The sequence below is a fragment of the Streptomyces sp. NPDC058653 genome (assembly GCF_042716895.1).
Lineage (GTDB): Bacteria > Actinomycetota > Actinomycetes > Streptomycetales > Streptomycetaceae > Streptomyces.
The window spans coordinates 126,469-151,376 of sequence record NZ_JBHXRM010000016.1; the positions used below are offsets into that span (position 1 = coordinate 126,469).

The 24,908-nt window shown below is 71.0% G+C and carries 21 protein-coding genes; 5 read left to right on the forward strand and 16 right to left on the reverse strand.

All coding sequences use genetic code 11. The features are described from left to right. Positions 1 to 127: 127 nt before the first annotated feature. The gene (locus ACFWU9_RS16420) at positions 128 to 979 is read left to right on the forward strand and encodes a DUF6227 family protein (RefSeq protein WP_384318767.1); all 852 of its coding nucleotides are present in this window, start codon (positions 128 to 130) and stop codon (positions 977 to 979) included. Positions 980 to 988: 9 nt separating this feature from the next. On the opposite strand, the gene ACFWU9_RS16425 is transcribed toward ACFWU9_RS16420, so the two are convergent. The 4 genes from ACFWU9_RS16425 to ACFWU9_RS16440 all read right to left on the reverse strand — a co-directional run bounded on the left by ACFWU9_RS16425 (position 989) and on the right by ACFWU9_RS16440 (position 6,684). Beyond that, complete coding sequence (locus ACFWU9_RS16425; RefSeq protein ID WP_384318768.1) at positions 989 to 2,989, reverse strand: fructose-specific PTS transporter subunit EIIC; 2,001 nt, start codon at positions 2,987 to 2,989, stop codon at positions 989 to 991. Between the two features lie 82 nt (positions 2,990 to 3,071). Then, the gene (gene pfkB, locus ACFWU9_RS16430) at positions 3,072 to 4,025 is read right to left on the reverse strand and encodes a 1-phosphofructokinase (protein WP_384318770.1); all 954 of its coding nucleotides are present in this window, start codon (positions 4,023 to 4,025) and stop codon (positions 3,072 to 3,074) included. Positions 4,026 to 4,035: 10 nt separating this feature from the next. Further along, positions 4,036 to 4,797 carry a DeoR/GlpR family DNA-binding transcription regulator gene (locus tag ACFWU9_RS16435; protein WP_384318772.1) on the reverse strand — a complete coding sequence of 254 codons (762 nt, stop codon included), beginning with the start codon at positions 4,795 to 4,797 and terminating at the stop codon, positions 4,036 to 4,038. 384 nt (positions 4,798 to 5,181) lie between these two features. Beyond that, positions 5,182 to 6,684, reverse strand: coding sequence for an MFS transporter (locus tag ACFWU9_RS16440; RefSeq protein WP_384318774.1), 1,503 nt, complete (start codon positions 6,682 to 6,684; stop codon positions 5,182 to 5,184). Positions 6,685 to 6,746: 62 nt separating this feature from the next. Between ACFWU9_RS16440 and ACFWU9_RS16445 the strand changes: the two genes are divergently transcribed. Continuing rightward, on the forward strand, positions 6,747 to 7,733 hold the full coding sequence (locus tag ACFWU9_RS16445; RefSeq protein ID WP_384318776.1) for a helix-turn-helix transcriptional regulator: 987 nt from the start codon (positions 6,747 to 6,749) through the stop codon (positions 7,731 to 7,733). A 123-nt stretch (positions 7,734 to 7,856) separates the two neighbouring features. On the opposite strand, the gene ACFWU9_RS16450 is transcribed toward ACFWU9_RS16445, so the two are convergent. The 6 genes from ACFWU9_RS16450 to ACFWU9_RS16475 all read right to left on the reverse strand — a co-directional run bounded on the left by ACFWU9_RS16450 (position 7,857) and on the right by ACFWU9_RS16475 (position 14,774). After that, the gene (locus ACFWU9_RS16450; protein ID WP_384318778.1) at positions 7,857 to 8,855 is read right to left on the reverse strand and encodes an RNA polymerase sigma factor RpoD/SigA; all 999 of its coding nucleotides are present in this window, start codon (positions 8,853 to 8,855) and stop codon (positions 7,857 to 7,859) included. Between the two features lie 211 nt (positions 8,856 to 9,066). Then, positions 9,067 to 10,683 carry a glycoside hydrolase family 3 protein gene (locus ACFWU9_RS16455; protein WP_384318780.1) on the reverse strand — a complete coding sequence of 539 codons (1,617 nt, stop codon included), beginning with the start codon at positions 10,681 to 10,683 and terminating at the stop codon, positions 9,067 to 9,069. After that, the gene (locus ACFWU9_RS16460) at positions 10,680 to 11,507 is read right to left on the reverse strand and encodes a carbohydrate ABC transporter permease (protein WP_384318782.1); all 828 of its coding nucleotides are present in this window, start codon (positions 11,505 to 11,507) and stop codon (positions 10,680 to 10,682) included. Before ACFWU9_RS16460 ends, ACFWU9_RS16455 begins: the two co-directional genes overlap by 4 nt. Beyond that, the gene (locus tag ACFWU9_RS16465; RefSeq protein ID WP_384318821.1) at positions 11,504 to 12,451 is read right to left on the reverse strand and encodes a carbohydrate ABC transporter permease; all 948 of its coding nucleotides are present in this window, start codon (positions 12,449 to 12,451) and stop codon (positions 11,504 to 11,506) included. The genes ACFWU9_RS16460 and ACFWU9_RS16465 overlap by 4 nt, the downstream gene beginning before the upstream one ends. Before the next feature lie 55 nt (positions 12,452 to 12,506). Continuing rightward, the gene (locus ACFWU9_RS16470; RefSeq protein WP_384318784.1) at positions 12,507 to 13,796 is read right to left on the reverse strand and encodes a sugar ABC transporter substrate-binding protein; all 1,290 of its coding nucleotides are present in this window, start codon (positions 13,794 to 13,796) and stop codon (positions 12,507 to 12,509) included. Between the two features lie 195 nt (positions 13,797 to 13,991). Further along, positions 13,992 to 14,774: a dioxygenase gene (locus ACFWU9_RS16475; RefSeq protein WP_384318785.1), complete on the reverse strand. Its 783-nt coding sequence runs from the start codon at positions 14,772 to 14,774 to the stop codon at positions 13,992 to 13,994. 122 nt (positions 14,775 to 14,896) lie between these two features. On the opposite strand from ACFWU9_RS16475, the gene ACFWU9_RS16480 reads away from it, so the two are divergent. After that, entirely contained in the window at positions 14,897 to 15,394 is a 498-nt protein-coding gene (locus ACFWU9_RS16480) for a MarR family winged helix-turn-helix transcriptional regulator (RefSeq protein WP_384318787.1), read from the forward strand. 171 nt (positions 15,395 to 15,565) lie between these two features. On the opposite strand, the gene ACFWU9_RS16485 is transcribed toward ACFWU9_RS16480, so the two are convergent. Then, positions 15,566 to 17,113 (reverse strand): MFS transporter, encoded by a 1,548-nt coding sequence (locus tag ACFWU9_RS16485; RefSeq protein WP_384318789.1) that lies wholly within the window; start codon positions 17,111 to 17,113, stop codon positions 15,566 to 15,568. 268 nt (positions 17,114 to 17,381) lie between these two features. Continuing rightward, the gene (locus ACFWU9_RS16490; protein ID WP_384318791.1) at positions 17,382 to 18,035 is read right to left on the reverse strand and encodes a TetR/AcrR family transcriptional regulator; all 654 of its coding nucleotides are present in this window, start codon (positions 18,033 to 18,035) and stop codon (positions 17,382 to 17,384) included. Positions 18,036 to 18,340: 305 nt separating this feature from the next. Between ACFWU9_RS16490 and ACFWU9_RS16495 the strand changes: the two genes are divergently transcribed. After that, entirely contained in the window at positions 18,341 to 19,642 is a 1,302-nt protein-coding gene (locus ACFWU9_RS16495) for a M6 family metalloprotease domain-containing protein (RefSeq protein WP_384318793.1), read from the forward strand. Here the strand turns inward: ACFWU9_RS16495 and ACFWU9_RS16500 are convergent. Continuing rightward, on the reverse strand, positions 19,629 to 20,744 hold the full coding sequence (locus ACFWU9_RS16500) for an AMP-binding protein (protein WP_384318795.1): 1,116 nt from the start codon (positions 20,742 to 20,744) through the stop codon (positions 19,629 to 19,631). The two genes, ACFWU9_RS16495 and ACFWU9_RS16500, sit on opposite strands and share 14 nt — an antisense overlap. Before the next feature lie 57 nt (positions 20,745 to 20,801). Here ACFWU9_RS16500 and ACFWU9_RS16505 point away from each other — a divergent pair, with 57 nt between their 5' ends. Continuing rightward, positions 20,802 to 21,431: a phosphoribosylanthranilate isomerase gene (locus ACFWU9_RS16505; protein ID WP_384318797.1), complete on the forward strand. Its 630-nt coding sequence runs from the start codon at positions 20,802 to 20,804 to the stop codon at positions 21,429 to 21,431. Between the two features lie 51 nt (positions 21,432 to 21,482). Here the strand turns inward: ACFWU9_RS16505 and ppk2 are convergent, their stop codons facing one another. The 3 genes from ppk2 to pcaB form a co-directional block, all read right to left on the reverse strand. Continuing rightward, entirely contained in the window at positions 21,483 to 22,625 is a 1,143-nt protein-coding gene (gene ppk2 / locus ACFWU9_RS16510) for a polyphosphate kinase 2 (RefSeq protein WP_384318799.1), read from the reverse strand. Then, on the reverse strand, positions 22,612 to 22,815 hold the full coding sequence (locus ACFWU9_RS16515; RefSeq protein WP_384318801.1) for a hypothetical protein: 204 nt from the start codon (positions 22,813 to 22,815) through the stop codon (positions 22,612 to 22,614). The genes ppk2 and ACFWU9_RS16515 overlap by 14 nt, the downstream gene beginning before the upstream one ends. Positions 22,816 to 23,171: 356 nt before the next feature. Further along, positions 23,172 to 24,611, reverse strand: coding sequence for a 3-carboxy-cis,cis-muconate cycloisomerase (gene pcaB, locus ACFWU9_RS16520; RefSeq protein WP_384318803.1), 1,440 nt, complete (start codon positions 24,609 to 24,611; stop codon positions 23,172 to 23,174). Positions 24,612 to 24,908 lie beyond the last annotated feature (297 nt).

The window sequence follows — 24,908 nt, forward strand, 5'->3', positions numbered from 1 at the left end:
TGAGGGGGGCTTGAGGAACTTGTCGTGCGCCCCCAATCGTTTAACCGAACTTGGGGCGCAATGTCAGTCCCAGGGGCTACGTTATGCAATCACCAAGTGACATGTGGCGACGGCCTGGAGACCCACCTTGAACGATCCGTATGAAACAAGCGAGACGCATCTCGAGCGTCTTCTGGGTCGGGCACTCAACTCCTTCGATCTGCCCGACACCGTGATCGAGCGGCTTGACTCCGCTCTGGCGCACGCCAGTTCATTGCGGTCCTCGCACCACAGTGCGGGACTGCATCGCGAGACCTACCGGCATACGTATCTGCTCGCCGACAGCACCGCCCTCACCCTCTGGGAGCTGGTCCACAACACCGGGCGCGACGGCGCCGAACAGCATGAGCTCTACACCGACGAGTACGAGGTGCGCCTCGCCGCCTCCCGGCTGCGACGCCCTCAGCGGAAGGACGGCGACGAAGCCGCCGTCACCTCCGTGGACGCCTTCGATCCCACCGCCGACTCCGACGCCCTGTTCGAGTCCCGTTTCGAGTCGGGCCTCGGGGTCAGTCTCGATCCGAGCTTCGAGTCCGACCTCGCGGCCGATCTCGAACTGCTCAGCGGCCTGCTGACAGCGCCTCAGACACCGCTTCCCCGGGTGTACCTCCCGGACAACTCCGCCGACCACGCCCGCCGGGTGCTGCGCCGCGCGGAGAACGTGGACCGGCCGGGCGAGGAGGTCGCGGGTGCGCTGCGGGCCGCCTTCGCCCACCAGATCACCCAGGTGTTCGGCCGGAACGGTCATGTCGAGGGGAAGGACGCGGGGTTCACGCTCTACGAGCACGCGTTCCTGCTCCTGGACGGCACGGAGACGAGCCTGTGGGAGGTCGAGCACACGGCGACGCCCGACGGTCGTCATATGTGCGAGGTGTACGCCTCGCAGAGCGCCGCGCGCGAAGCCATGGAGCTCCGCGCGCGGGGGCAGGTGAGTGGCTGAGGCGGCCGCTCAGACGGTCACCGGGACCTTGGGCGCGGTCTCGGTCTCCGTACGGGCGCCCGCCTGCCCCTCGGGGTCGTCGGCGCCTTGGCGCCCCATGCCCTTCAGCAGGATGACCAGAGCCGCGCCGACCGCGGTGCCGGCCAGGATCGCGATCAGATAGAGCACCGGGTTGCCGATCAGCGGGAGCACGAAGATCCCGCCGTGCGGTGCCCGGAGGGTGCACTCGAAGAGCATCGACAGCGCGCCCGTGACCGCGCCGCCCGCCATGGCCGACGGGATGACGCGCAGCGGGTCGGCCGCGGCGAAGGGGATCGCGCCCTCGGTGATGAACGAGGCGCCGAGCACCCACGCGGCCTTGCCGTTCTCGCGTTCGGTACGGGTGAAGAGGGCGCCGCGTACGACGGTGGCCAGCGCCATGGCGAGCGGCGGGACCATACCGGCGGCCATCACCGCCGCCATCACCTTCAGGCTGCCGTCGTTGGGGTTGGCGAGGCCGCCGACCGCGAAGGCGTAGGCGACCTTGTTGAGCGGTCCGCCCAGGTCGAAGGACATCATCAGGCCGAGGACGGCGCCGAGGATGATCGCGTTGGTGCCGGAGAGCCCCGACAGCCAGTCCGTGAGGGCCTTCTGGAGCTCGGCGATCGGCTTGCCGACCACCAGGAACATCAGGAAACCGACGACGGCGGAGGAGATCAGCGGGATGACGACGACCGGCATGATGCCGCGCAGCGCGGCGGGCACCTTGATCCGCTGGACGGCCATGACCGTGCCACCGGCGATCAGACCGGCGGCCAGGCCGCCGAGGAAGCCCGCGTTGATGGTGAGGGCGATGGAGCCGCCGACGAAGCCGGGGACCAGACCGGGGCGGTCGGCCATCCCGTACGCGATGTAGCCCGCGAGGACCGGTACGAGGAAGCTGAAGGCGAGTCCGCCGATCTGGAACAGCAGAGCCGCCCAGCTCATGGACTCGGTCCAGACGAAGTGTTCGGCGACGGAGGGCGCCTTGTCGACGGTGTAGCCGCCGATGGCGAACCCGAGAGCGATGAGGAGTCCGCCGGCCGCGACGAAGGGGACCATGTAACTGACGCCGGACATCAGCCACTTGCGGAGCCGGGTGCCGTAACCCTCGCCGGGGTCGCCCGCCGTGTCGACGGGTGAGCCGGTGCCGGCGGGCGCGGTGGTCTCGCCGCGTGCGGCTCGGGCCCGGACCTCGGCGATCAGTTCGGCGGGGCGGTTGATGCCCGCCTTGACGCCGACGTCGACGGTCGGTTTGCCGGCGAAGCGCTCCTTCTCCCGCACCGGCACGTCGTGGGCGAAGATCACGCCGTCGGCGGCGGCGATGACGGCGGGGTCGATCCGGGTGAACCCGGCGGAGCCCTGCGGTTCGACGACCATCTCGACGCCTGCGCCCCGGCCGGCCTGTTCCAGGGCTTCGGCGGCCATATAGGTGTGCGCGATGCCGGTGGGGCAGGAGGTGACGGCGACGATACGGAAGGGGGGAGCGGAGGCGGGGGCGGGAGCGGGGGCTGCTGACGGCGCTTCAGGTTCGGACGCTGCCTCGGGGGACGTGTCGCCGTTGATCAGACGAGCGGTCGCCGCCGGGTCCGTCGCCGCGCGAAGGGCCGCCGTGAAGTCCGGGTCCGTCAGACGGCGGGCCAGGGCCGACAGGATCGTCAGATGCGCGTCGTCGGCGCCCGCCGGGGCCGCGATCAGGAAGATCAGGTCCGCCGGGCCGTCGGGCGCCCCGAAGTCGATGCCCTCCGCCGGGCGGCCGAACGCCAGCGTCGGCTCGGCGACATGCTCGCTGCGGCAGTGCGGGATGCCGATCCCGCCGTCGAGCCCGGTCGGCATCTGCGCCTCACGGGCGGCCACGTCGGCCAGGAATCCGTCCAGGTCGGTTATCCGGCCCAGGGCCACCATGCGTTCGGCCAGCGAGCGGGCCGCGGCTTCCTTCGTCTCTGCGGCCAGGTCGAGGTCGACCAGGTCCGCGGTGATCATGTCGCTCATCGCGGGCTCCTTCGTGCGGAACGGTCCGGGGCGGTGGTCGGGGACGTACGAGTGGACGTACCTGGGGACGTACGGGGAGAGGTCATGAGGCGGGCTCCGAGAGGGGACGGTCCAGGGGGATGTCCGCGGACACGGTGACCGCCCGCGGGTCGAGGTCCGCGGGCGACGGCATCACGCTGCCCGGCAGTTGGACGGCCGCCGCGCCGTGGGCGACGGCCGAGGCGAGCGCCCCCGGCCCGGTGCCGCCCGCCGCCAGGAAGCCGGCCAGCGAGGCGTCGCCGGCGCCGACGTTGCTGCGGACGGCCGCGACCCGCGCGAAGCCGAAGTGCGCACCCGCGCCGGAGACCAGGAGCTGGCCGTCGGCGCCGAGGCTGGCGAGGACGGATCCGGCGCCGTACGTGAGCAGTTCCTCGGCTGCCTTCAACGCGTCGCCGACGGTGGCGAGCGGGCGGCCGACGGCGGCGGCGAGCTCCTCGGCGTTGGGCTTGACGACGTCCGGACGCTCCTTGAGCGCGGCCAGGAGCGAGGGGCCCGAGGTGTCGAGCGCGATCCGGGCGCCGGCGGCGTGCGCGCGGGCGACGAGTTCGGCGTACCACCGGGGGCCGAGTCCGCGCGGCAGACTGCCGCAGCAGGCGATCCAGTCCCCGGCGGCGCCGACGTCGTGCGCGCGGAGCGCGGAGAGCAGTGCCTCGGACTCGACGGGGGTCAGTTCGGGGCCGGGCGCGTTGATCTTCGTCAGCGTGCCGTCCGGTTCGGCGAGGGCGATGTTCGAGCGGGTCGCGCCGGCGATCGGCACGGGGGCGACGTCGATGCCCTGACCGGCGAGGAGGTGGGCGACGAGCGCGCCGGGGGCTCCGCCGAGGGGGAGCACGGCGACGGTACGGTGCCCGGCCGCCGCCACCGCCCGCGAGACGTTGACGCCCTTGCCGCCGGGGTCCATCCGCTCGACGGTCGCGCGCAGGACCTCGCCGCGGTCCAGGGCCGGGATCTCGTACGTCCGGTCCAGGCTGGGGTTCGGGGTGACGGTGAGAATCACGCGGCGGCTGCTAGACACCGAGGACCTCGGTCCCCGCCGCCTCGATCGTGGCGCGGACGTCGGGTGCGAGACCGGTGTCCGTGATCAGCAGGTCGACGTCGGCGAGGCCGCCGAAGCGGGCGAAGTGCTCCTCGCCGTGCTTGGCCGAGTCGGCGAGCAGTACGACGCGGCGCGCCGCGCCGACCAGAGCGCGCTTGACGGCCGCCTCGGCGAGATCGGGGGTGGTGAGGCCGCCGTCCGCCGAGAAGCCGTTGGTGCCGAGGAACAGGACGTCGGCGCGGATCTCGCCGTACGCGCGGAGCGCCCAGGCGTCGACGGCGGCGCGCGTGCGGTGCCGGACCCGGCCGCCGACGAGGTGCAGGTCGATGCCGGGGTGGTCGGCGAGGCGCGCGGCGACGGGCAACGCGTGGGTGACGACGGTGAGTTCACTGTCCAGCGGGAGTTCGGCGGCGAGCCGCGCGACGGTCGAGCCGGCGTCGAGGATCACGCTGCCGGTCGTGGGCAGTTCGGCGAGGGCGGCACGCGCGATGCGGTCCTTCTCGTCCGCGGCGGTGGACTCGCGTTCGGCGAGGTCGGGCTCGAAGTCGAGGCGGCCGGCGGGGATGGCGCCGCCGTGCACCCGGCGGACGAGGCCGGCCCGGTCGAGCGCCTTGAGGTCGCGCCGTACGGTCTCGGCGGTGACCTGGAACTCCTCGGCCAGCGACAGCACGTCGACGCGTCCGCCTTCACGGGCGAGGCGCAGGATCTCTTGCTGGCGCTCCGGTGCGTACATGTGGTTTCAGGTCCGTTCGATGCCCGAGTCTGTGGTTTCGGGGTTACCGTACGGGCCGAGGTCGCAGAAGTAAACACATATGGGCAGGGGACAGCCGGGAGGTGACCGCTTGAGGACGCGGGACGGCCGGCGAACGCCCGGGCGAGGAGCTGGGCGGCGTCGGCGTCGTACCGGCCCCCGGGACACGGCCCGGACCGGGCAGGGCCGGACCAGGCCGGACCAGGCCCGCCGAGAATGTCCCCGCCGCCGAACCGCGCCTGACCGGTGGGGATACGCCTCCGCCCCGGGGGCGCTCCCCCGGGGCCGGACGTCCGCGGTTCCACTCCCGGATGCGAACCGCGAGCGCGGCCGGGCGTTCCGCGCCCAGGCTCCCGGGGCAGCCCGTCAGGCCGCCGACGCGCGCTCCGCGTTCCGTCGCCTCGGGAGCGCGAACATCAGCAGGAAGATCCCCACCAGCACCGCCGCCACCCACAACAGCGCGTTCTGGAAACCGTCCGCGAACGCCGTCGACACCGCGTCCGGCGGCGTCGCCCGGCTGTCGTCGACCACCCCGAAGAAGACCACCGACACCAGGCCCAGCCCCAGCGCGGTGCCCATCTGCTGCACCGTGTTGATCAGTCCCGACGCCGAACCCGAGTGCTCGCGCGGGACGTCCGACAGCACCGCGTCCGTCAGGGGCGCCACGATCAGGCCCATCCCCACACCCATCACCACCAGCGGCGGCGTCATCTGCCAGGACGTGATCTCCGCCCCGTACCGCCCGGCCTCCCAGACGTAGATCAGTACGCCCACGGTCATGGTCAGCGCCCCGGCCTGGAGGACCTTGCGGCCGAAGCGCGGGACCAGCTTCTGCACGGAGAGCGCCGCCGCCGTGGACACGGCGATCGAGAAGGGCACCCCGGTCAGCCCGGCGCGCAGCGGGCTCCAGCCGAGACCGATCTGCATGTAGAGCGTCCAGACCAGGAAGAAGACGCCCAGGGCGACACCGAAGGTGAGCTGGACGGCGATGCCGGCGGCGAAGCTCTTGGCCTTGAAGAGGGACAGTTCGACGAGCGGCGACCCGTCCTTGCGGCTCTTCACCTTCTCGTACGCCACGAACGCGGCGAACACCAGCACGCTGCCCGCCATGCACAGGTGCCCCCAGAGCGGCCAGCCGAGCTCGCGGCCACGAGTGAGCGGGTAGATCAGCATCAGCAGCGCGCCGGTCACCAGGACGACGCCGACCACGTCGAGCCGCAGGGCCTTGGGCGCCTTGGACTCGGTGATGAACTTACGGCCCAGGATCACTCCGGCGACACCCACGGGCAGGTTGATCAGGAAGATCGGGCGCCATTCGAGCCCGAAGAGATTCCACTGGGTGAGCAGCGCGCCGAGCAGCGGTCCCGATACGGCGCCGAGGCCGACGATCGCGCCGAACATGCCGAAGACCTTGCCGCGTTCGTGTGCCGGGAAGGTGACATGGACGATCGCCAGCACCTGAGGCACCATCATCGCGGCCATCGCGCCCTGGAGAAGACGGGAGGCGACGAGCATCTCGGGGTTCGCGGCGAAGCCGCAGAGCGCCGAGGCGAGCGTGAAGCCGGTGATCCCGAAGAGGAAGAGGCGCTTGCGGCCGTAGATGTCGCCGAGCCTGCCGCCCGTGATCAGTCCGGCGGCGAAGGCCAGCGCGTATCCGGCGGTTGTCCACTGGATGGCGCCGAAGCTCGCGGAGAGGTCCCGCTCGATGCTGGGGATGGCGATGTTGACGATCGTGACGTCGACCAGGTCCATGAAGGCCGCGGTCATGACCACGGCCAGCGCGAGCCAGCGCCGGCGGTCGCCGGGCCCGCCGGCGGAGGTCGTGGTGGTGTCGATGGCCGTATCGGCTACGGCGACTGGAGAAGTCATGCGAGAAAGCTAGGCAGCATATGGGTCAGGTCATGTCCTAGATGACTGCCACCCTGGAACGTATGACGGACACCCCGGCACGACTTCTGAATCTGCTGTCGCTTCTCCAGACACCGCGCGAGTGGCCGGGCAGCGAGCTGGCCGCGCGTCTTGAGGTCAGCGGGCGCACGATTCGCCGTGACATCGACCGGCTCCGCGATCTGGGCTATCCGGTGGAGGCCACCAAGGGGGCGGTGGGCGGGTACCGGCTGGTCGCGGGCGCGGCCATGCCGCCGCTGCTGCTGGACGACGAGGAGGCCGTGGCCATCGCGGTGGGGCTGCGGGCCGGTGCGGGGCATGCCATCGAGGGCGTGGAGGAGGCGGCCGTACGGGCGTTGGCGAAGCTGGAGCAGGTACTGCCCTCGCGGCTACGCCGCCGGGTCTCCACGCTCCAGGCCGCGACGGTGCCGCTGCTCATCCGGGGGGACGCCGCCAGTGTGGACCCGCGGACGCTGACGGTCATCGCCTCCGCGATCACCGGTACGGAGCGGCTGCGGTTCGGCTATCAGGCGGGGGACGGCGCGCGGACCAAGCGGCAGGTCGAGCCGTACCGCCTGGTGTCGACGGCCCGGCGCTGGTATCTCGTCGCGTACGACCTGGGGCGGGACGACTGGCGTACGTTCCGTGTCGACCGGGTCGCCGACGCGTTCGCGACGGGGGCCCGCTTCACGCCGCGTGAGCTGCCGACGGGCGACGCGGCGGAGTTCCTGGCCAGCTCGATGGCGCGGTCGCAGCCTCAGGTCGAGGTGGACGTGACCTTCGCGGCGCCGGCGGACTTCGTGGCGACGCGGCTGCCCGCCTCGCTGGGCGTGGCGGAGCCGACCGGCCCGGACAGCTGTCGGCTGCGGACCCGCGCGACGGACTCGCTGGAGTGGCTGGCCCTGCGACTGGCCCTGGTGGACTGCGAGTTCACGGTCCATGGGCCGTCGCGCCTGATCGAGCACGTCAGTGCGCTGGGCGGCCGGCTGACCCGTGCGGCGGAAGAGTCGCCGGGGACCGGGGGCGCGTGAGCCGCAACCCGGCGCGGACGAGCGGGCCGCACCCGCCGCACGGCACACCGAGGGCCACGACATGAGAGAGTCCCGGCACCCCGGAGAGGGGGTGGGGTGCCGGGACTCTCTTCGGCCGGGGCCTCACGCCGCCGCGTCGAAGCCCACGTCGTGCGCCATCTTCTTGAGTTCGAGAAGGGCGTGCTTCTCGATCTGCCTGATCCGCTCCCGGGTCAGGCCGTGCTGCTTGCCCACCTCGGTGAGCGTCCGCTCCCGGCCGTCCTCGATGCCGTAACGCATCCTGATGATGGAGGCCGTGCGGTTGTCCAGCTTGCCGATCAGCTCCTCCAGCTCCTCGCTGCGGAGCAGCGTGAGGACGGACTGCTCGGGCGAGACCGCCGAGGTGTCCTCCAGCAGATCGCCGAACTGGGTGTCTCCGTCGTCGTCCACCGACATGTTCAGGCTGACCGGGTCACGGGCCCAGTCCAGGACGTCGGTAACCCGCGCGGCGTTCGAGCCGAGCTCGGCCGCCACCTCGGAGGGCTCCGGGTCGCGCCCGTTCTCCCGGTTGAACTCGCGCTGCACCCTGCGGATGCGGCCGAGCTCCTCCACGAGGTGGACGGGCAGCCGGATCGTACGTGACTGGTCCGCTATGGACCGGGTAATGGCCTGGCGGATCCACCAGGTCGCGTAGGTGGAGAACTTGAATCCCTTGGCGTAGTCGAACTTCTCGACCGCGCGGACCAGGCCGGCGTTGCCTTCCTGGATAAGGTCGAGCAGGGGCAGTCCACTCCGCGGGTAGCGTCGGGCCACGGCTACGACGAGACGGAGATTGGAGCGTATGAAGATGTCCTTCGCGCGCTCACCGGCGGCGACGAGGGCTTCGAGCTCCTCGCGCTCGGCACCGGCGCCCTCGCTCTCCACCGATCCGTCGAGTATCTGCTGTGCGTACACACCCGCTTCGATGGTCTGGGACAGCTCGACTTCCTTGGCGGCGTCGAGCAGCGGCGTACGCGCGATCTCGTCGAGGTACATGCCGACCAGGTCGCGGTCGGCGATCTCCCCGCCCACGGCGCGAACACTGCTTGCCGCTTTCGAACCACCCGTGGTGGTGGAACGACGGGCGACGGCACGGGTTGCCATGCGAGCTCCCTTACTGAGTCGGTCGCGACACCCTCCCGGGTGCCCTGCATCCGTTGGAAACAACGACTGGAATCCGGACAGAATTCCCAAGGTGTGCGGTGATTTTTGTGATCATGCAGTACCCTGTCCCACCCCCGAGGGGACGCATGGTGCCAAGTAGGCGAAAGCGCGCACCTTCACTCTCTTCACAACGTCGGCCGTTGCTGCTTTGTTACCCGGAAGACGGCACACATCGCACAAAGGTTGCTCGGGATGTCCGTTCTGACCTCATTGCCGCAGGTCGGAGCAGTCGAAGCGGGTCGGCGCGGGTCGGCGCAGGCCGACGCGGGCCGCGCGTGAGCGTGCCGCCCAGCAGGCGCTCCACGGCCGCCAGCGCGTTGACGCGGGCCGAGCCGTACGTCACCACCGTGTTGGCCGCCAGCGCGTCCACGGCGTGCGGCCAGCCGGTGAGGACGACCACCGCGTCGGGGCGGCGGGCCACCAGCTCCCGCAGGAGCGCGGTCTCCGCCGCGTCCCGGTGCGGCTCTCTGGCGAGGACGACCAGGGGGCGGTCGGCCGAGCCCCTGAGGGCGGTGTCCGCGCGGACGGCGGCCGGGCCCTCCGCCGGTACGCCGGTGGCGGTCAGGCCCGGCAGGGCCTCGGCCAGGAGCCGGTTCAGATGCGGCGCCCGGGAGCCGGAGGCGTGGTTGACGCGCTGTCGCAGGTCGATCACGTACGGCGGCGATCCGACGGCCACATTGCCGCGTACCCGCAGTGCGGCGCGTGCCACGGCGAGTGGCAGCTCGTCCTCTTTGGGAGGCGGCGGTGTGGCGCGGGCCCGGCCGATCCACGCGGCGAGCTCGCGCGCCCGGTGGCCGGCGTCGGCGAGCCGCTCCGCGGGCAGTACGCCGGTGGCCACGGCGTCGAGGAGGGCGTCACGCGCGGTCCGGTAGGCCCTCTCGGCGGCCTCCGGGCTCTCCGGGTTCCCCAGGCAGAGCAGATCGGCGCCGCCGAGGACGGCCTGGACGCAGGCGGGGCCGAAGCCCGGGTCGAGCAGGACGGCGCCCATGTCGAGCGCGTCCGTGACGACGGCGCCGGTGAAGCCCAGCTCCTCCCTCGCCAGCCGGGTGGCCTCGGGGTTCAGCGACGCCGGGGCGTCCCCGAAGGGGAGGGCCCTGATGTGCCCGGTCATCAGGGCACGGCTGCCGGCCTCGATCGCGGCGGCGAACGGCACCAGGTCGCGCCGTCTCAACAGGTCGAGATCGGCGTCCAGTTGGGGCACCCGCAGATGCGAGTCGACGGCCGTGTCGCCGTGACCGGGGAAGTGCTTGGCGCAGGCCGCGACTCCGGCGGACTGCAAGCCTCGTACGTAGGCGGCCGAGTGTCTGGCCACCAGGGCGGCGTCCGAGCCGAAGGACCGTACGCCGATCACCGGGTTGTCCGGGTCGGCGTTGACGTCCACGTCGGGGGCGAGGTTCAGGCCGATGCCCGCCGTGCGCAGGTCGTGGCCGATGGCGCGGGCGACCCGTTCGGTGACGTCGGTGTCGTCGACCTCGCCCAGCGCGGCGTTGCCCGGGTAGGAGGAGCCGGTCGCCGCCTCCAGGCGCGTGACGTCGCCGCCCTCCTCGTCACTCGCGACGATCAGGTCGGCGCGGCGGGCGAGAAGAGCGGCGGAGAGGGCCTCGGCGGTCTTCGGGTCGGGCACGTTGTGCGCGAAGTACACGACGCCCGCGAGCCCGGCGTCCACGGCGTCGAGCAGCCACGGGGGCGGCGCGGTGCCGTGGAAGCCGGGCAGCAGCACGGCGTTGACCAGCCGCGGGGTCCCGGAGCCCGAGGGCGCCGGGCTCATCCCTTGACCGCCCCGGCCGCCAGCCCGGAGGCCAGCCGGCGCTGCACGATGATGAAGAAGACCAGCACCGGCAGGGTGATGAGGGTGGAGCCGGCCATGACCGGACCCCAGGACGTGGAGTTCTCGCCGAAGAACTGGAACAGCCCGACGGCGGCCGTGTACTTGGACCCGTCCTTCATGAAGGTGTACGCGAAGACGAACTCGTTCCACGCGGTGATGAAGGCGAACACGCTGGTGGCGACGAGACCCGGCGCGACCAGCGGCAGCAGGACGGACCAGAACATCCTCGGCCACGAGCAGCCGTCCAGATACGCGGCCTCCTCGACCTCCTTGGGCACCGTCGCGACGAAGCCGCGCAGCGTCCAGATCGCGAAGGGCAGCGACAGCGCGATGTAGACGACGGTCAGCCCGATGAGACTGTTCAGCAGCTCGTAGTCCCTCATCTGTAGGAAGAGGGGGATGACGAGCGCCTCCAGCGGCACCATCTGCACGATCAGCACCATGATCAGTACGGAGGTGCGGAAGCGGAACCGGAAGCGCGCGACCGCGACGGCGGCGAAGAGCGCCAGCAGCCCGGAGACCAGGATCGTGCCGAGTCCGACGAGCATCGAATTGGTCAGGAACCGGCCGAAGTTGCCGCGGTCGAAGATGTAGCTGAAGTGCTCACCGCTGATCCCGCTCGGCAGGACGTCCGATCCACGGGTGATCGCGTTGGGGTCGAGCGCGGTGCTGACCATCCAGTACACCGGGAACAGCGTGAAGACCAGCAGCGCGAACACCGCGACAGCGAGCCCGATCCGCCCGGCGGTCGTCGTGCGCGTCACAGCTCGTCACTCTCCTTGAAGAGGGTTCGGATGTAGACGATCGTGATCAGCAGCAGGAGCAGCGTCAGGAGTACGGCGGTGGCCGCCCCGGCGCCGTAGTCGTTCAGGGCGAACGCCTGCTGGTAGGACCACACGCCCAGGTTGAGGACCTCTTCGTTGCTGCCCGCGCCGCCCGGCATCAGATAGATCTGGGTGAAGACCTTGAAGTCCCAGATCGTCGACAGGATGGTGACGACGAGGAAGATGGGCTTGATGGTGGGCACGGTGATCTTCCAGAACCGTTCCCAGGCGTTCGCGCCGTCGATCATCCCCGCCTCGTACAGCTCCCTGGGGATGGTCAGCAGCCCCGCGAGGACGGTGATGGCGACGAACGGGAAGCCGTGGTGCACCACGTTGAGGGTGGCGATGGCGTAGAAGGAGAGCCGCTCGGTGAACCAGTTCGTGGTCTCGGGGTCGATGAGCCCGAGCGAGCCGGCGAGCTGGCTCATCATTCCGTCGCCCGCCGAGAAGAGCCACACCCACACATAGGTGCCGGTGACCGCGGGCATCGCCCAGGCCGCCATGATCGCGGTGGAGCAGATGACCCGCCAGGTGGTGCCGAGCCGCTGGAGCAGGAGCGCGGCAAGGGTGCCGAGCGCGACGGTGAGGGCCACACAGGCGACCGCGAAGAAGGCGGTGTTGGGCAGCACGGTGCGCCACAGGTCGCCGTCGGTGAGCAGGGCCTTGTAGTGGTCGAAGCCGGTGTACGTGCCGACGCCGCCGCCGAACTTCACCTCGTAGTCCTGGACGGACAGGACGCCGACCTTGACCAGCGGCCACAGCAGCAGCCCCGCCAGCACCACGAGGGACGGCAGGAGCAGCAGCCAGGGGCGGGTGGTACGGGCGAGCTGCTTGCGGCGCAGCGTCGGGCTCGGCCGCGGGGCGCGTGGCCGCGACGACTTCACGGGGGAAGTCGTCGCGGCCACGTCGTCGTCGTGCGCCGAGTCTTCGATGAGCGACTCAGGAGGCAAAGATCTTGTCCATCTCCTCGGCGGCCTGGTCCGCGGCCTCCTGCACGGTCTGCTTACCGGTGAGGATCGACTGCACCATCTTCGTGACGACCTGCGTGGCCTGGATCTGGCCGTACGCGGGGGTCTTCGGGACGGTCGCGCCGGCCTCGGTCATCTGCTTGGCGAAGGGGGCGACGAGCGGGTCCGCCTTCGCCTGGACCTCCTTGAGGAGGGAGTTCTGACCGGGGAAGTAGTTCGTCTGCTCGGCCCACTTGGTGGCGAACTCGCCGGTGGTGACCATCTTGACGTACTCCCAGGCCAGGTCCTGGTTCTCGCCCTTGAAGGTGGAGAGGTAGGAGCCGCCGAGGAAGGACCTGCTCATACCGCCGGTCTCACCCGGGATGGGCGCCGCGGCGAGCTTGCCCTCGAGGTCGGGCGCGGCTTGGACGAACGACTTGGGCGTCCAGTTGCCGGAGAGGGACATGGCGATCTTCCCCTTCTGGAAGTCGGTCGCCACCTCCTTCTCGGTCCAGGTGGTGACCTTCGCCGGGGACAGCTTGTCCTTCTTCGCGAGGTCGGTGTAGAAGGTGATGCCCTTGACCGCCTCGGGGGAGTTGATCCCGGACTTCCACTTGCCGCCCTCCTCTATGGCCAGTTCGCCGCCGGCGCCCCAGACGAAGGGGGTCGCGAACATCTCCGCGCCGCCCGCGACCGGGAAGGGGATCATGCCCGGCTCCTTCTCCTTCAGGACCAGCGCGGTGTCGCGCAGTTCCTTCCAGGTGGTCGGAGCCTTGAGGTTGTGCTTCTCGAAGATGTCCTTGCGGTAGAGGAGGCCGCGGACACCGGCGTACCAGGGCATGCCGTACTGCTTGCCGTCCAGCGTGCCCGCGTCGGCGAGACCCTCGACCAGGTCGTCGTTGAGTCCGGAGTCCTTCACCTTGTCGGTCACGTCCACGAGGCCGCCGGTCTCGGCGAACTGCGGGATCCAGGTGGTGCCGACCTCGGCGACGTCGGGGACCTGGCTCGGTCCGCCCTCGATCGCGGTGGTGAACTTCTTCTGCGCGGTGGCCCACTGCTGGTACTCGACCTTGACCGTGGCGCCGGTCTTCTTCTTGAAGGCCGCCGCGACCTCGTTGAAGAAGGGCTTGGGGTCCGGGTTGGTCCCCTCCATGATCCATACGGTCAGGGTCTTGCCCTTGCCCGACGTTTCGCCGCCGTCCCCGCCCGAGTCCCCACTGCCACAGGCAGAGAGTCCGAGCGCCATGGTGACGACAAGGGCCCCGATGACATGTTTCCGCATGGCCGCTCCCTAACAGGATGTCTAGACCATCAGGAACGTACGGAGGCCGGAATGCCCGGTCAAGTGACATTGGCCGGGGGATGTCGAACCGTTGCCTATCTGAACCCGTCTGCCATTGGGCGTACCTCTGGCGGAGTACGGCACGTAAACGGACGGGTCGGGCGGGGCGGGCGGGCCGGGGCGGACCGGCGCGTATCAGCCGAACTGGACCGACCGTTTGGCCAGCCCCATCCAGAATCCGTCGATCACGTTCCGTACGCTCCCCCACTCCTCCTCGGCCGCGCCGAGTGTCACGAACAGGGGCGCGAAGTGCTCGGTACACGGATGGGCGAGCGTCCCGGCGGGCGACTTGTGGGTGAAGTCGAGCAGCGCGTCGATGTCCTGCGCGGCCAGCGCCTCCCGGCCCCAGGCGTCGAACTCGGCGGACCAGCCCGGCACTCCGTCACCCACATGGCGTAGCGCGGCAAGGTTGTGGGTGAAGAAGCCGCTGCCGACGACGAGGACGCCCTCGTCCCTGAGCGGGGCCAGTTTGCGGCCGATCGCGAGGAGTTGGCGGGGGTCGAGCGTCGGCATGGAGATCTGGAGGACGGGGATGTCGGCGCCGGGGTACATCTCGACGAGCGGGACGTACGCCCCGTGGTCGAGCCCCCGGTCGGGGACGCGCTGGACCGGGGTGCCGGGGCCGCGGAGCAGCTTCTCGACGGAGTCGGCGAGGGCGGGGGCGCCGGGGGCGGCGTACCGGACCTGGTAGTAGTGCTCGGGGAAGCCCCAGAAGTCGTACACCAGCGGCAGGGTCTCGGTGGCGCCGAGGGCGAGCGGCGCCTCCTCCCAGTGGGCTGAGACCATCAGGATCGCCCTCGGGCGCGGCAGGTCTGCGGACCAGGCGGCGAGCTGTCCGGGCCAGAGGGTGTCGTCGGCGAGGGGCGGAGCACCGTGGGAGAGATAGAGGGCGGGCATGCGCTCCGCTGTGCTGGTCATGGCGTCTCCCTGCCGGTGGGGGTCCGGGCGGTCCGTCGGATCTACTTGAACCTTAAAGCACTTACCGAGTCGGACCTTACGGGTATCTAGTTCAACTTTCAAGAAGCACTTAGGGTGGAGACATGGAGAGCGACGGACAGCCACGCTGGCTCAGCACCGAGGAGCAGGGCGTCTGGCAGGCGTACCTCCAGGCCACGACGTTGCTGGAGGACCATCTGGACCGCCAGTTGCAGCGCGACGCGGGGATGCCGCACATCTACTACGCCCTGCTCGTCCATCTGGCGCGGGCGCCGCACCGGCAGATGCGGATGACCCAGCTGGCGAAGAACGCCAAGATCACCCGCTCCCGGCTCTCGCACGCGATAGCCCGGCTGGAGAAGAGCGGCTGGGTGCGCCGCGAGGACTGCCCCTCGGACAAACGGGGGCAGAACGCGATCCTGACGGACGAGGGCGAGGAGATGCTGAAGCGCTCGGCGCCCGGCCATGTCGCCGCCGTCCGCCAGGCGATCTTCGACCGGCTCAGCCCGCAGCAGGTCACCCAGCTCGGCGAGATCATGCGCCTGATGGCACACGGCCTCCAGCCGGAGGGCTCGGACGCGGACCTCCCCTGGCGCCGCTGAGGAGTAGCGGGGCGGGGGCGTCCTGAGGGCGTCGGCGGTCCGTCCGGCCCGGGCCGCAGGGTCGTCGGGCAGCCGTTCGGGCCGGGATCCGATCGGGTCCCGGCCCGTGAGGCCGTCACGTGCCCGTCGGGCCCCGGGCCTGGTGGCGGCGGGGACCGACGCGGCGGATCGTCAGTGCATCGATACCGGGATCTTGACGTCGTCCGAGAGGCCGTCCGCACCCTCGCCCTTGGCCACCTGCGTGCTCCCCGGCCGACCGGTGTTGATGAAGGTGAAGGCGATACCGGCCGCGATGACCAGGATGCCCACCGCCCACCAGATCGCGCTCGCGTACCCGTGCACCATCGCCTGGAGCTCCAGCAGCTTCGGGTTGTTCGCACCCGCCGAGTTGGCCGCGACGTACGCGGTGGTGGCGGAGGCGGCCACGGTGTTCAGCAGCGCCGTACCGATGGCGCCGCCGACCTGCTGCGAGGTGTTGACCATCGCCGAGGCGACACCCGCGTCACGCGGCTCGATGCCGTGCGTCGCGAGGGACATGGCCGGCATGAAGGCCGTACCCATGCCGAGGCCGAGCAGCAGCAGCGCCGGCAGGATCAGACCGGGGTACGACGTACCGATCTCCAGCTGCGTCAGCAGCAGCATGCCCGTCGCGCCGACCAGGAAGCCGGGGCCCATCAGCAGCCGCGGAGGTACGCGGGTCATCAGCCGGGCGCCGATCTGCGTGGAGCCCGTGATCATGCCCACGATCATCGGCAGGAAGGCGAAGCCGGTCTTGACCGGTGTGTAGCCCTTCACGACCTGGAGGTAGTAGGTCAGGAAGAGGAACAGACCGAACATGCCGATGATGGCCAGGCCCAGCGAGAGATAGACACCACCGCGGTTGCGCTCCATCAGGACGCGCAGCGGCAGCAGCGGGTGCTTCACCCGCGCCTCCACGGCGACGAACGTGGCGAGCAGTACGGCCGAGATGACGAACATCGCGATGGTCGTCGGGTCCGACCAGCCCTCGGACTCGGCGCGCGTGAACCCGTACACCAGCGCCACCAGGCCCAGCGTGGACAGGAAGACACCGGGGACGTCCAGCGGCGAGCGGTTACGGCCGCCCGCGGGCTCCCGGATCACGAAGTAGGCGCCGGCGGCGGCCACGATCGCGAACGGGATGTTGACGAAGAAGGTCCAGCGCCAGTCCAGGTACTCGGTGAGGAATCCGCCGAGGATCAGCCCGACGGCGCCACCACCACCGGCGATCGCACCGAAGATGCCGAACGCCTTGGCGCGCTCCTTCGGGTCACCGAACGTCACGGCGAGCAGGGAGAGCGCCGCGGGCGCCAGCAGGGCGCCGAACGCACCCTGGAGGGCACGCGAGCCCAGCAGCATGGCCTCACTGGTCGCCGCGCCGCCGACGGCGGAAGCGGCGGCGAAGCCGAGCAGGCCGACGACAAAGGTGCGCTTACGTCCCCACAGGTCGGCGATGCGCCCGCCGAAGAGCAGCAGGCCACCGAAGGCCAGCGCGTAAGCGGTGATGACCCACTGGCGGTTGCCGTCCGATATGCCCAGGTCCTGCTGGGCGGAGGGCAGCGCGATATTAACGATCGTCGCGTCGAGCACGACCATCAGCTGGGCCAGGGCGATGAAGACCAGGGCTTTCCAGCGCTTGGGATCAGGTCCCGACTCGGGGACCTGGGGGTCCGGGAGCCGGGTCTCGGCTGTTTTTGACATGGGTGTGGCCGCCTATGCGTACGAAGAGGTCTGAAGAAGTCATAACGGGCGCGGGGACGCACTGGTCGGCCCTGGGCGCGGGTTACGGGTGAGGGATGGTGAGGGATTACGAGTTCGGGGATTCCGGCCCGCCTGATCGCGGTCGCCGGTCTACGTGGTCGTCAAAGTGGTCAGTGGTCCTCGGGCACACGTCGCCCTCGGAACGTGCTTGGCCTGTCCGGCCTGGATGGTCGACAGAAGTTCTTGGTCCGGGGGGCGGCACCCGTCGTCATCGACGGTGGCGCAGATCCTCCAGAGTCGCCGCCGCACCCGGCAGCTCGGAGCGCGCCGGCGCCTCCAGGCCGTCGAGGAACAGCTGTAGATGCCGGTGCGTGAAGCGGTCGATGTTCAGACAGCCGGTACCGGGCAGCGGACGGGTGAGCTGGGAGAGAGCGACCATCAGGTCACCGACCGCGACGTCGGTGCGCAGCCTGCCGGTCGCGCGCGCCTTCTCCATGAGGCCTTCGACGGCCGCTTCGAGGCGCTCGCGTTCCGCGTGCAGATGAGGGAGGTCCCGGTTGAAATCGCCGGAGAGGAGCGGGCACAGGGCACCGATCCGCTCGTCGGCCGCCGCGTGCACGAAGCGGGTGAGCGCCTCGAACGCGTCGGTCTCCTCGGCCGCCGCCCGCTGCGCCTGTTCCGTGGTGCGCGCCATGACGGAGTGCACCACCTCCAGGACGAGCGTGGAGCGGTCGGGGAAGTGGCGGTAGAGGGTCGCGTTGCCGACGCCGGCGCGGCGCGCGATCTCGTCGAGCGGCACGTCCGGGCCCGACTCCACGAGGATTTCCCGGGCCGCCGCCACGATGCGCTCCCTGTTGCGCAGCGCGTCCGCCCGCGGACGCGGAACGCGGCGCGTAGCGGATTCGGTGGCAACGGCAGTCACGACGGGGTCCTTCCCTCGGTCATACAACTCGGTCGTACATCTGGTCGTACACGCGGTCGTACAACTCGGTCACTCAAGTGGGGAACCGGTCCCCGTTTTCCTTGACACATGTCCAAACGGGGAAGACGTCCCCGGTTATTTCGCGGACTCCTGTGAGCTGGCTCACAAGCCCCGGGCCCCGCTCGCATCGGTCCGGAAAACCCCACGATCGGCGCACCCAGCGAGCGCCGACACGCCGTCCGACGCAGGGTGATCGAACGGAGAGCAGTCAGCACGGACGACTGCCGCTGACCCGAAGGCGGCCGATGAAGCACTCCCGTCGGATACCCGAAACCGCAGGTCGCGGCCGCCACGCCCGACCCCGTCGGCTCGGCACACTCGCCGCGCTCGCCGCCCTGACCCTCGCCGCACTCACCACCGCCAGCGCGACACTCCAGCTGCCGACCCGGGCCTCCGCGGGCCCCGCGTCCACGACCCACGACGCGACGCTCGGACCGTGCCGTATCGCCTCGGCCGTCGGCGTCCAGATGTCCGAGGGCGTTCCCACCCCCGCCGGCTACTCCCGCTCCACCGGAACGGTCCGCGCGCTCAACCTGATGGTCGACTTCTCCGACGCCGAGGGTCCCGGAAGCGCCGCCGACCGGCTCGCGGAGTTCTTCCCGCAGACCTCGCAGTGGTTCCGCACCAGCTCCTACGGGCGGCTGGACTACCGGCCCGAGGCGCCCCTGAAGGACTGGCTGCGGATGCCGCTGCCGTTCGCCGACTACGGGATAGAGCGCGGCGCCCCTTACGAACCCGGCTACCGGCGGCTCGTCGAGGACATCGTCCGGGAGGCCGACCCCGAGGTGGACTTCGGTGAGTACGACCTGGTCAACATCCTCGTCACCCCCAACGCCGGACCCTCGGCGCTCGACACCGTCCTGTCCGTGACGTTCTCCGGCAACGGCGAGGCCCCGAAGGCGGACGGCGTCCCCCTCGCCAACACGTCCTTCGTCTACAGCAGGCAGGACGACGGCTCGGGGTCGTACGGGCGGACGGGCTACCGCGTCCTGCCGCACGAGAACGGCCATGTCTTCGGCCTCCCCGACCTCTACACCCTGGACGGCGGCGGCGCGGTCGGGCACTGGGACATCATGTCCGAGGACTGGGGGGCCAACAACGACCTGCTGGGCTGGCACAAGTGGAAGCTCGGCTGGCTCGACAACGCGCAGATCAGCTGCGCCTCCGCCCCCGGCCGCAGCGAGCACGACCTCACGCCGCTGGCCACCCGGGGCGGTCACAAGCTGGCGTTCGTACCGCTCTCGGAGGACTCCGGGTACGCGGTCGAGGTCCGCACCGCCGCGGGCAACGACGAGGCCGTCTGCAAGCCGGGCGTGCTGATCTACCGGGTCGAGTCCGACGTCGACACCGGGCGCGGGCCGGTGACCGTCTCCGACAGCGCGGAGCGCAGCGGCGGATGTACGCGGCGGCCCAACGTGCACGCGGAGCTGTCGGACGCGCCGTACGCACCCGGCGAGACGTTCGAGGACCGGGAGGGCGGGGTGAGCGTCGCGGTGGTCGGGAAGCTGGGCGACGAGGGCTACCGGGTGCGGATCACCCGGTCCTGAACCGGGTGACCGTGGGGCGGCCGGTCCGGACGTCGTCGGTCCTGAACCAGCCGTCGGGGGTGAACGCCTCGGCGGTGGCGCGCTCGTCACGCCAGTAGGCGTACGGGAGGGACTGGCCGCGCAGCCAGAGCTCCCCCGTGTCGGGGGCCACGCGGGATTCGAGGGTGGGCGGGAGAGCGGGCGCTGGGGCGTGCGTTCCGGCGTGCGGGGGCTCGGGCTCCGTGGGTCCGTCCGCCGTGCCGTCCGCCGTGTTGTCAGTCGTACCGTCAGTCGTACGGTCCAGGATCAGCGCGCCGCCGGCCGCCATCGTGCCGTACACCTCGGTGAGCGCCCGCGCTCCCGAGAACGGTCGGGTCAGCCGCCCGACGGGAGCGGGGCCCAGCCCCGGCAGCTCCCCGCGTCCGAACGCGTCGGCGGCGGCGCCGTAGCGGGCGTCCATCGCGGCCCCCGCCTGTGCGAGATGGGTGGAGACGGCGCCCCTGAGAGGTTCCGCCGCCGACGCGTAGACGATCGTGGCGTCGGACTCCGCGTGGATCTCGATGTCGGGCGGCGCCGCGTACGGGTCGGGGGCGGGCAGGTCCTCGTACCGCAGGGTGAGCCCGGCCGGCCCCTCCGCCTCCGCCGGGCCGAAGACCACGACGCGTACCTCCTCGCGCTCCGCCCACGCCGTGACGGCGGGCAGCCTCTCGCCGTCCACGAACACCACGCCGGGCGCGCTGTGGTCCAGTACACGGCCCAGCTCGTCCGTGGTCCACCCGCCGTCGAGCGGTACGGCGACGAGCCCGGCGAGCTGCGCGGCCCAGAAGGCCGTCTGCCACTCGGGGCGGTCGCCCATCACGACGGCGGCCCGGTCGCCCGGGCGCAGGCCCGGGATGTCCAGCAGGCGGTTGGCCAGCGTCGTCGCGGCGGCGAAGAACTCACCGTACGTAAGGAGGCGGGCGCCGTCACCGCCGAGGAGGAAGGGCCGCTCCCCGTACGCCCAGGTCGTCTCCACGAACTCCCGCAGGGTGCGCGGGCCGTCCGCGTACATCAGCGAGCCGTTCTCGGCCCGTACGACCTCGAAAGGCGCCCCGGGGGCGGTCAGAGCGGCGGTGTCCGGCAACGTACGTCTCGCTTTCTTCGTACTCTCGGGTTGAGTCCATCGAGCGAGGAGCTCCTCTTGCACCACTTGTACGTCAAGGTCTGCGGGCTGCGGAAGCCCGCCGAGGTCGAGGCCGCCGTGGCCGGTGGGGCCTCCGCCATCGGATTCGTCCTCACCACGAGCCCGAGGCGGCTGACCGCCGCCGAGGCCCGCCCGCTCGCCGCGCTCGTGCCGGACGGTGTCGCCAAGGTGGCCGTCTTCCGGGGCGAGCCACTGGAGCAGGTGCGCCGGGCGGCGGCCGAGGCGGGCGCCGACACGGTCCAGCTGCACGGCGGCGAACCGCCCGAGGCGTTCGCCGCGCTGCGCGCCGACGGCTTCCGCCTCATCCGTGCCACCTCGCCGGGGTCGGGGCATCCGCTGACCACGGGCGCGTACGGCGAGGACGTCCTCATCATCGACTCGCCCCGGCCGGGCTCCGGCGAGCGCTGGTCGCCCGAGTCGCTCCCCGAGCCGCCGACGGGGTCGTGGGTCCTGTCCGGCGGTCTCTCGGCGGACAACGTGGTCGACGCCGTGGCGGCGCTGGAGCCGTGGGGCGTCGACGTGTCGAGCGGGGTGGAGAGCAGCCGGGGCGTGAAGGACGTGGCGCTGATCGAGAAGTTCCTGACCGCGGTGGGTGCGCCGGGAGGGCTCGGCGGCGGCCCTCGCTGATCAGCCCTGCCGCCCTCGCTGTCAGTCGCTGTCAGTCGTTGTCAGTCGTTGTCAGTGCTTCGGCTTGTGCTTCCCTTTCGGCTTGCCGTGGGTTTTGGTGTGGGTCTTGGCGTGCGGATTGCCGTGCGGATTGGCGTCGGTCTGCCGGACGGGCCCGTGGTCCGGGTCCGCGTCCGCGCCCGCGTCTGAGGCAGACTCGGTCTCGGGCTCCGGCTCCGGCTGTGAGTCCGGCGGGTGGTCGCCCGGGCCCTGCGTGCGGGCGGCGAGCGGGGTCGGTGACAGGTCCGCGCTCTCCTCACCCGCCTCAAGGAGGGTGTCGGCCGGGCCGACGATGAGCGGGTCGGGCACGCCGAGAACCGCCTCGTCCTTCTTGTCGTAGTCCATCCGCCACAACAGGCTGCGCATGGCCTCCAGCCGCCCGCGCCGCTTGTCGTTGTTCTTGACCACGCTCCAGGGCGCGTGGGAGGTGTCGGTGGCACGGAACATGTCGACCTTCGCGGTCGTGTACGCGTCCCAGAGATCCAGCGACGCGAGGTCGGTGGGTGAGAGCTTCCACTGCCGTACGGGGTCGATCTGGCGGATCGCGAAGCGCGTGCGCTGCTCGTCGTGGGAGACCGAGAACCAGAACTTCACGAGCAGGATGCCGTCGTCGGTGAGCATCCGCTCGAACTGGGGCGCCTGGCGGAGGAAGTGCTCGTACTCGTCCTCCGTACAGAAGCCCATCACCCGCTCGACGCCGGACCGGTTGTACCAGGAGCGGTCGAAGAAGACGATCTCCCCGGCGGCCGGCAGATGCGCCACGTACCGCTGGAAGTACCACTGTCCCGCTTCTCGCTCGGTGGGCTTCTCCAGGGCGACCACGCGGGCACCACGCGGGTTGAGCCGCTCGGTGAACCGCTGGATGGTGCCGCCCTTGCCCGCCGCGTCCCGGCCCTCGCAGACGACCACCACGCGCTGGCCGGTCTCCTTCACCCAGCGCTGGAACTTGAGCAGTTCGATCTGGAGCCTGCGCTTCGTGCGCTCGTACTCACGGCGGCGCATCTTCGTGGTGTACGGGTAGTTCTGCCGCCATGTCTGTATGGGGAGACCGGACTTGTCGAGCAGGACAGGCTGCTCGGGGTTCCGGTCGTCGACGGTCAGCCCGTCGAGCAGGACGCTCGTCTCGGCGTCCTCGTCCTTCTCATCCGCCGGCATGCGGGCGCTCTCCCCGGTAGGCGCCCTTGTCGGTGGCGGCGCCGTCGAACTCCGCGTCGTCCTCGAGAGGCGGAAGGTCGACGGTGTAGTGGGCCTCCAGAAAGAGGTCGCTGTGCTGCGGACGCGAAACGGACTCATCTGCGGTGGGAAGAGGCGCGGTTCGGACGATACGACGCTGAGAGCTCTGCATCCAAGACCATCCAGTGGAGGGAGTCGTACGGGCCGCGCGGCCCATTGCCGGGCGACGGGCTCATCCTTACATAGGGCTCGATCTTGACAAGCGAGCCCAAATGCCCGGTAGCCCCTGAAGGGCGCCCTTGAGCCATGATCGTCCGCGCTCGTCCTTGATCGTGCATGGTCGTCCGTACTCGTGCGTGCTCGTGTGTGGTCGTCCGCGCTCGTCCGTGCTCCCGCGTCATCGTCAGTGGTCGTGCGTCGTCGTGCGTGCTCGTGCGTGCTCGTGCATCGTCGTGCGTGCTCCGACGTCATGGCGCGTGCTCGTGTGTCGTCTCCGGTCGTGGCGGGATGGCCTCCGCCGGGGCGGCGTCAGCCCATCGGTCGGGCGGGGTGGAAGCCGCCCCGGTGACGTTCCAGGACCCGGTCCACCAGATGACCGGCGGCCCCGGTGTAGTGCGCCGGGTCGCAGAGCGTCCTGAGCTCTTCGGCCGACCGCCGGCCGGCCAGGGCGGGTGCCTCGGCCAGGACGTCCGCGAGATGGCGGCCGGTGGTGGCCGCCTCGGCGGAGACCCGGGAGAGCAGCGTCTTCGCCTCGGCCCGGCCGAGTTCCACGGACAGCAGGGCCGCGAGCCGTTCGGAGACGACCAGGCCGCCGGTGAGGTCCAGGTTGGCCCGCATCCGCTCCTCGTGGACGGTCAGGCCGGCGGTCAGCTCGGCGGCGGTGTGCGCGGCGCCCCCGGCCAGCCTCAGACAGTCGCGCAGCGGCAGCCATTCGGCGTGCCAGGCGCCGGCGGGCCGCTCGTCGTCGTGGACGGCGGCCTGCATGAGGGTGCCGACGAGGGAGGGCACCTGGAAGGCGGCGGAGCGGATCAGCGCCGAGAGGGCGGGATTGCGTTTGTGCGGCATGGCGGAGGACGTACCCCGGCCCTCGGCGGCCGGTTCGGCCAGCTCGCCGGACTCGGTGCGGGAGAGGAGCTGGACGTCAACGGCGATGGACCCGAGGGCGGAGGTCAGCAGGGCGAGGGCCGCGCCGAGGTCGGCGATGGGGGTACGGACGGTGTGCCAGGGTACGAGGGGTTCGGCCAGGCCCAGTTCGGCGGCGAGTGCGGCGGGCAGCTCCCGGACGTACCGCCTGCCACCGTCCTCGGGGGCGCCGGGCACATGCAGGAGCGCGTACTCCAGATATCCGGCCATCGTCCCGGCCGCGCCCCCGAGTTGGACCGGCAGCCCCTCGTCCCGCACCCGGCGCAGCCGGTCGCGCGCGTCCAGTACGCCCTGGAGCCACCCCGCCGCCTTGAGGCCGAACGTGGTCGGCACGGCGTGCTGGCCGAGGGTCCGGGCGGCCATGGGACTGTCGCGGTACCGGTCGGCGAGCCGCGCCAGCGCGCCGGCGGTCCGGTCGAGGTCGCCCAGCACGAGGTCCAGCGTGCGCGCGGCGACCAGCATGAGGCCGGTATCGAGGATGTCCTGACTGGTGGAGCCCTGGTGCACGCCGTGCGCGGCCCCGGCGTCCTCGGCGGCGACGAGCGCGGTGAGCTGCCGTACGAGAGGGACGACGGGGTTGGCGGCGCCCCGGGCCTGAACGGCGAGGTCGTACAGATCGAAGTGCTCGACCCGCGCAACCTCCCCGACAACCCGGGCGGCATCCTCGGGCACGGCGCCGAGCCGCGCCTGCACCCGGGCCAGGGCGGCTTCGACGTCGAGCATGGCCTGCACACAGGCCCGATCGCCGGTGGCCCCCTCGGCGGGGGTCCCGGCACGGACGGGTGAGAAGAGCCCGGTGTCGGGACCGGGCCGAGTGCTGCTCATATCTGATTCCTCGTCAGCTGTATTTCGGCGGCGGGGACTTGATGCCGCCCTATGCGTAACGAAGCCGACGCCGGAGGGGACACCGCCGGCGAAACGCCCGGTGCGCAGGGCGGGTTGGACCGGGTCGGCGGGCGCGGAGTTCGAGGGGTTGGGTGGGTGGGCCTATGCGTGGGGTTGGGTCTGGGGTTGGGTCTTGGGGCCTATGCCGGGGGTGGGGTGGGGGTCGTACGTTTCTCATGTCGCCAGCGAGACCGGCCAGGAGGAAGCCGGAAGCGCGGGTGGCACCACAGACTCGTA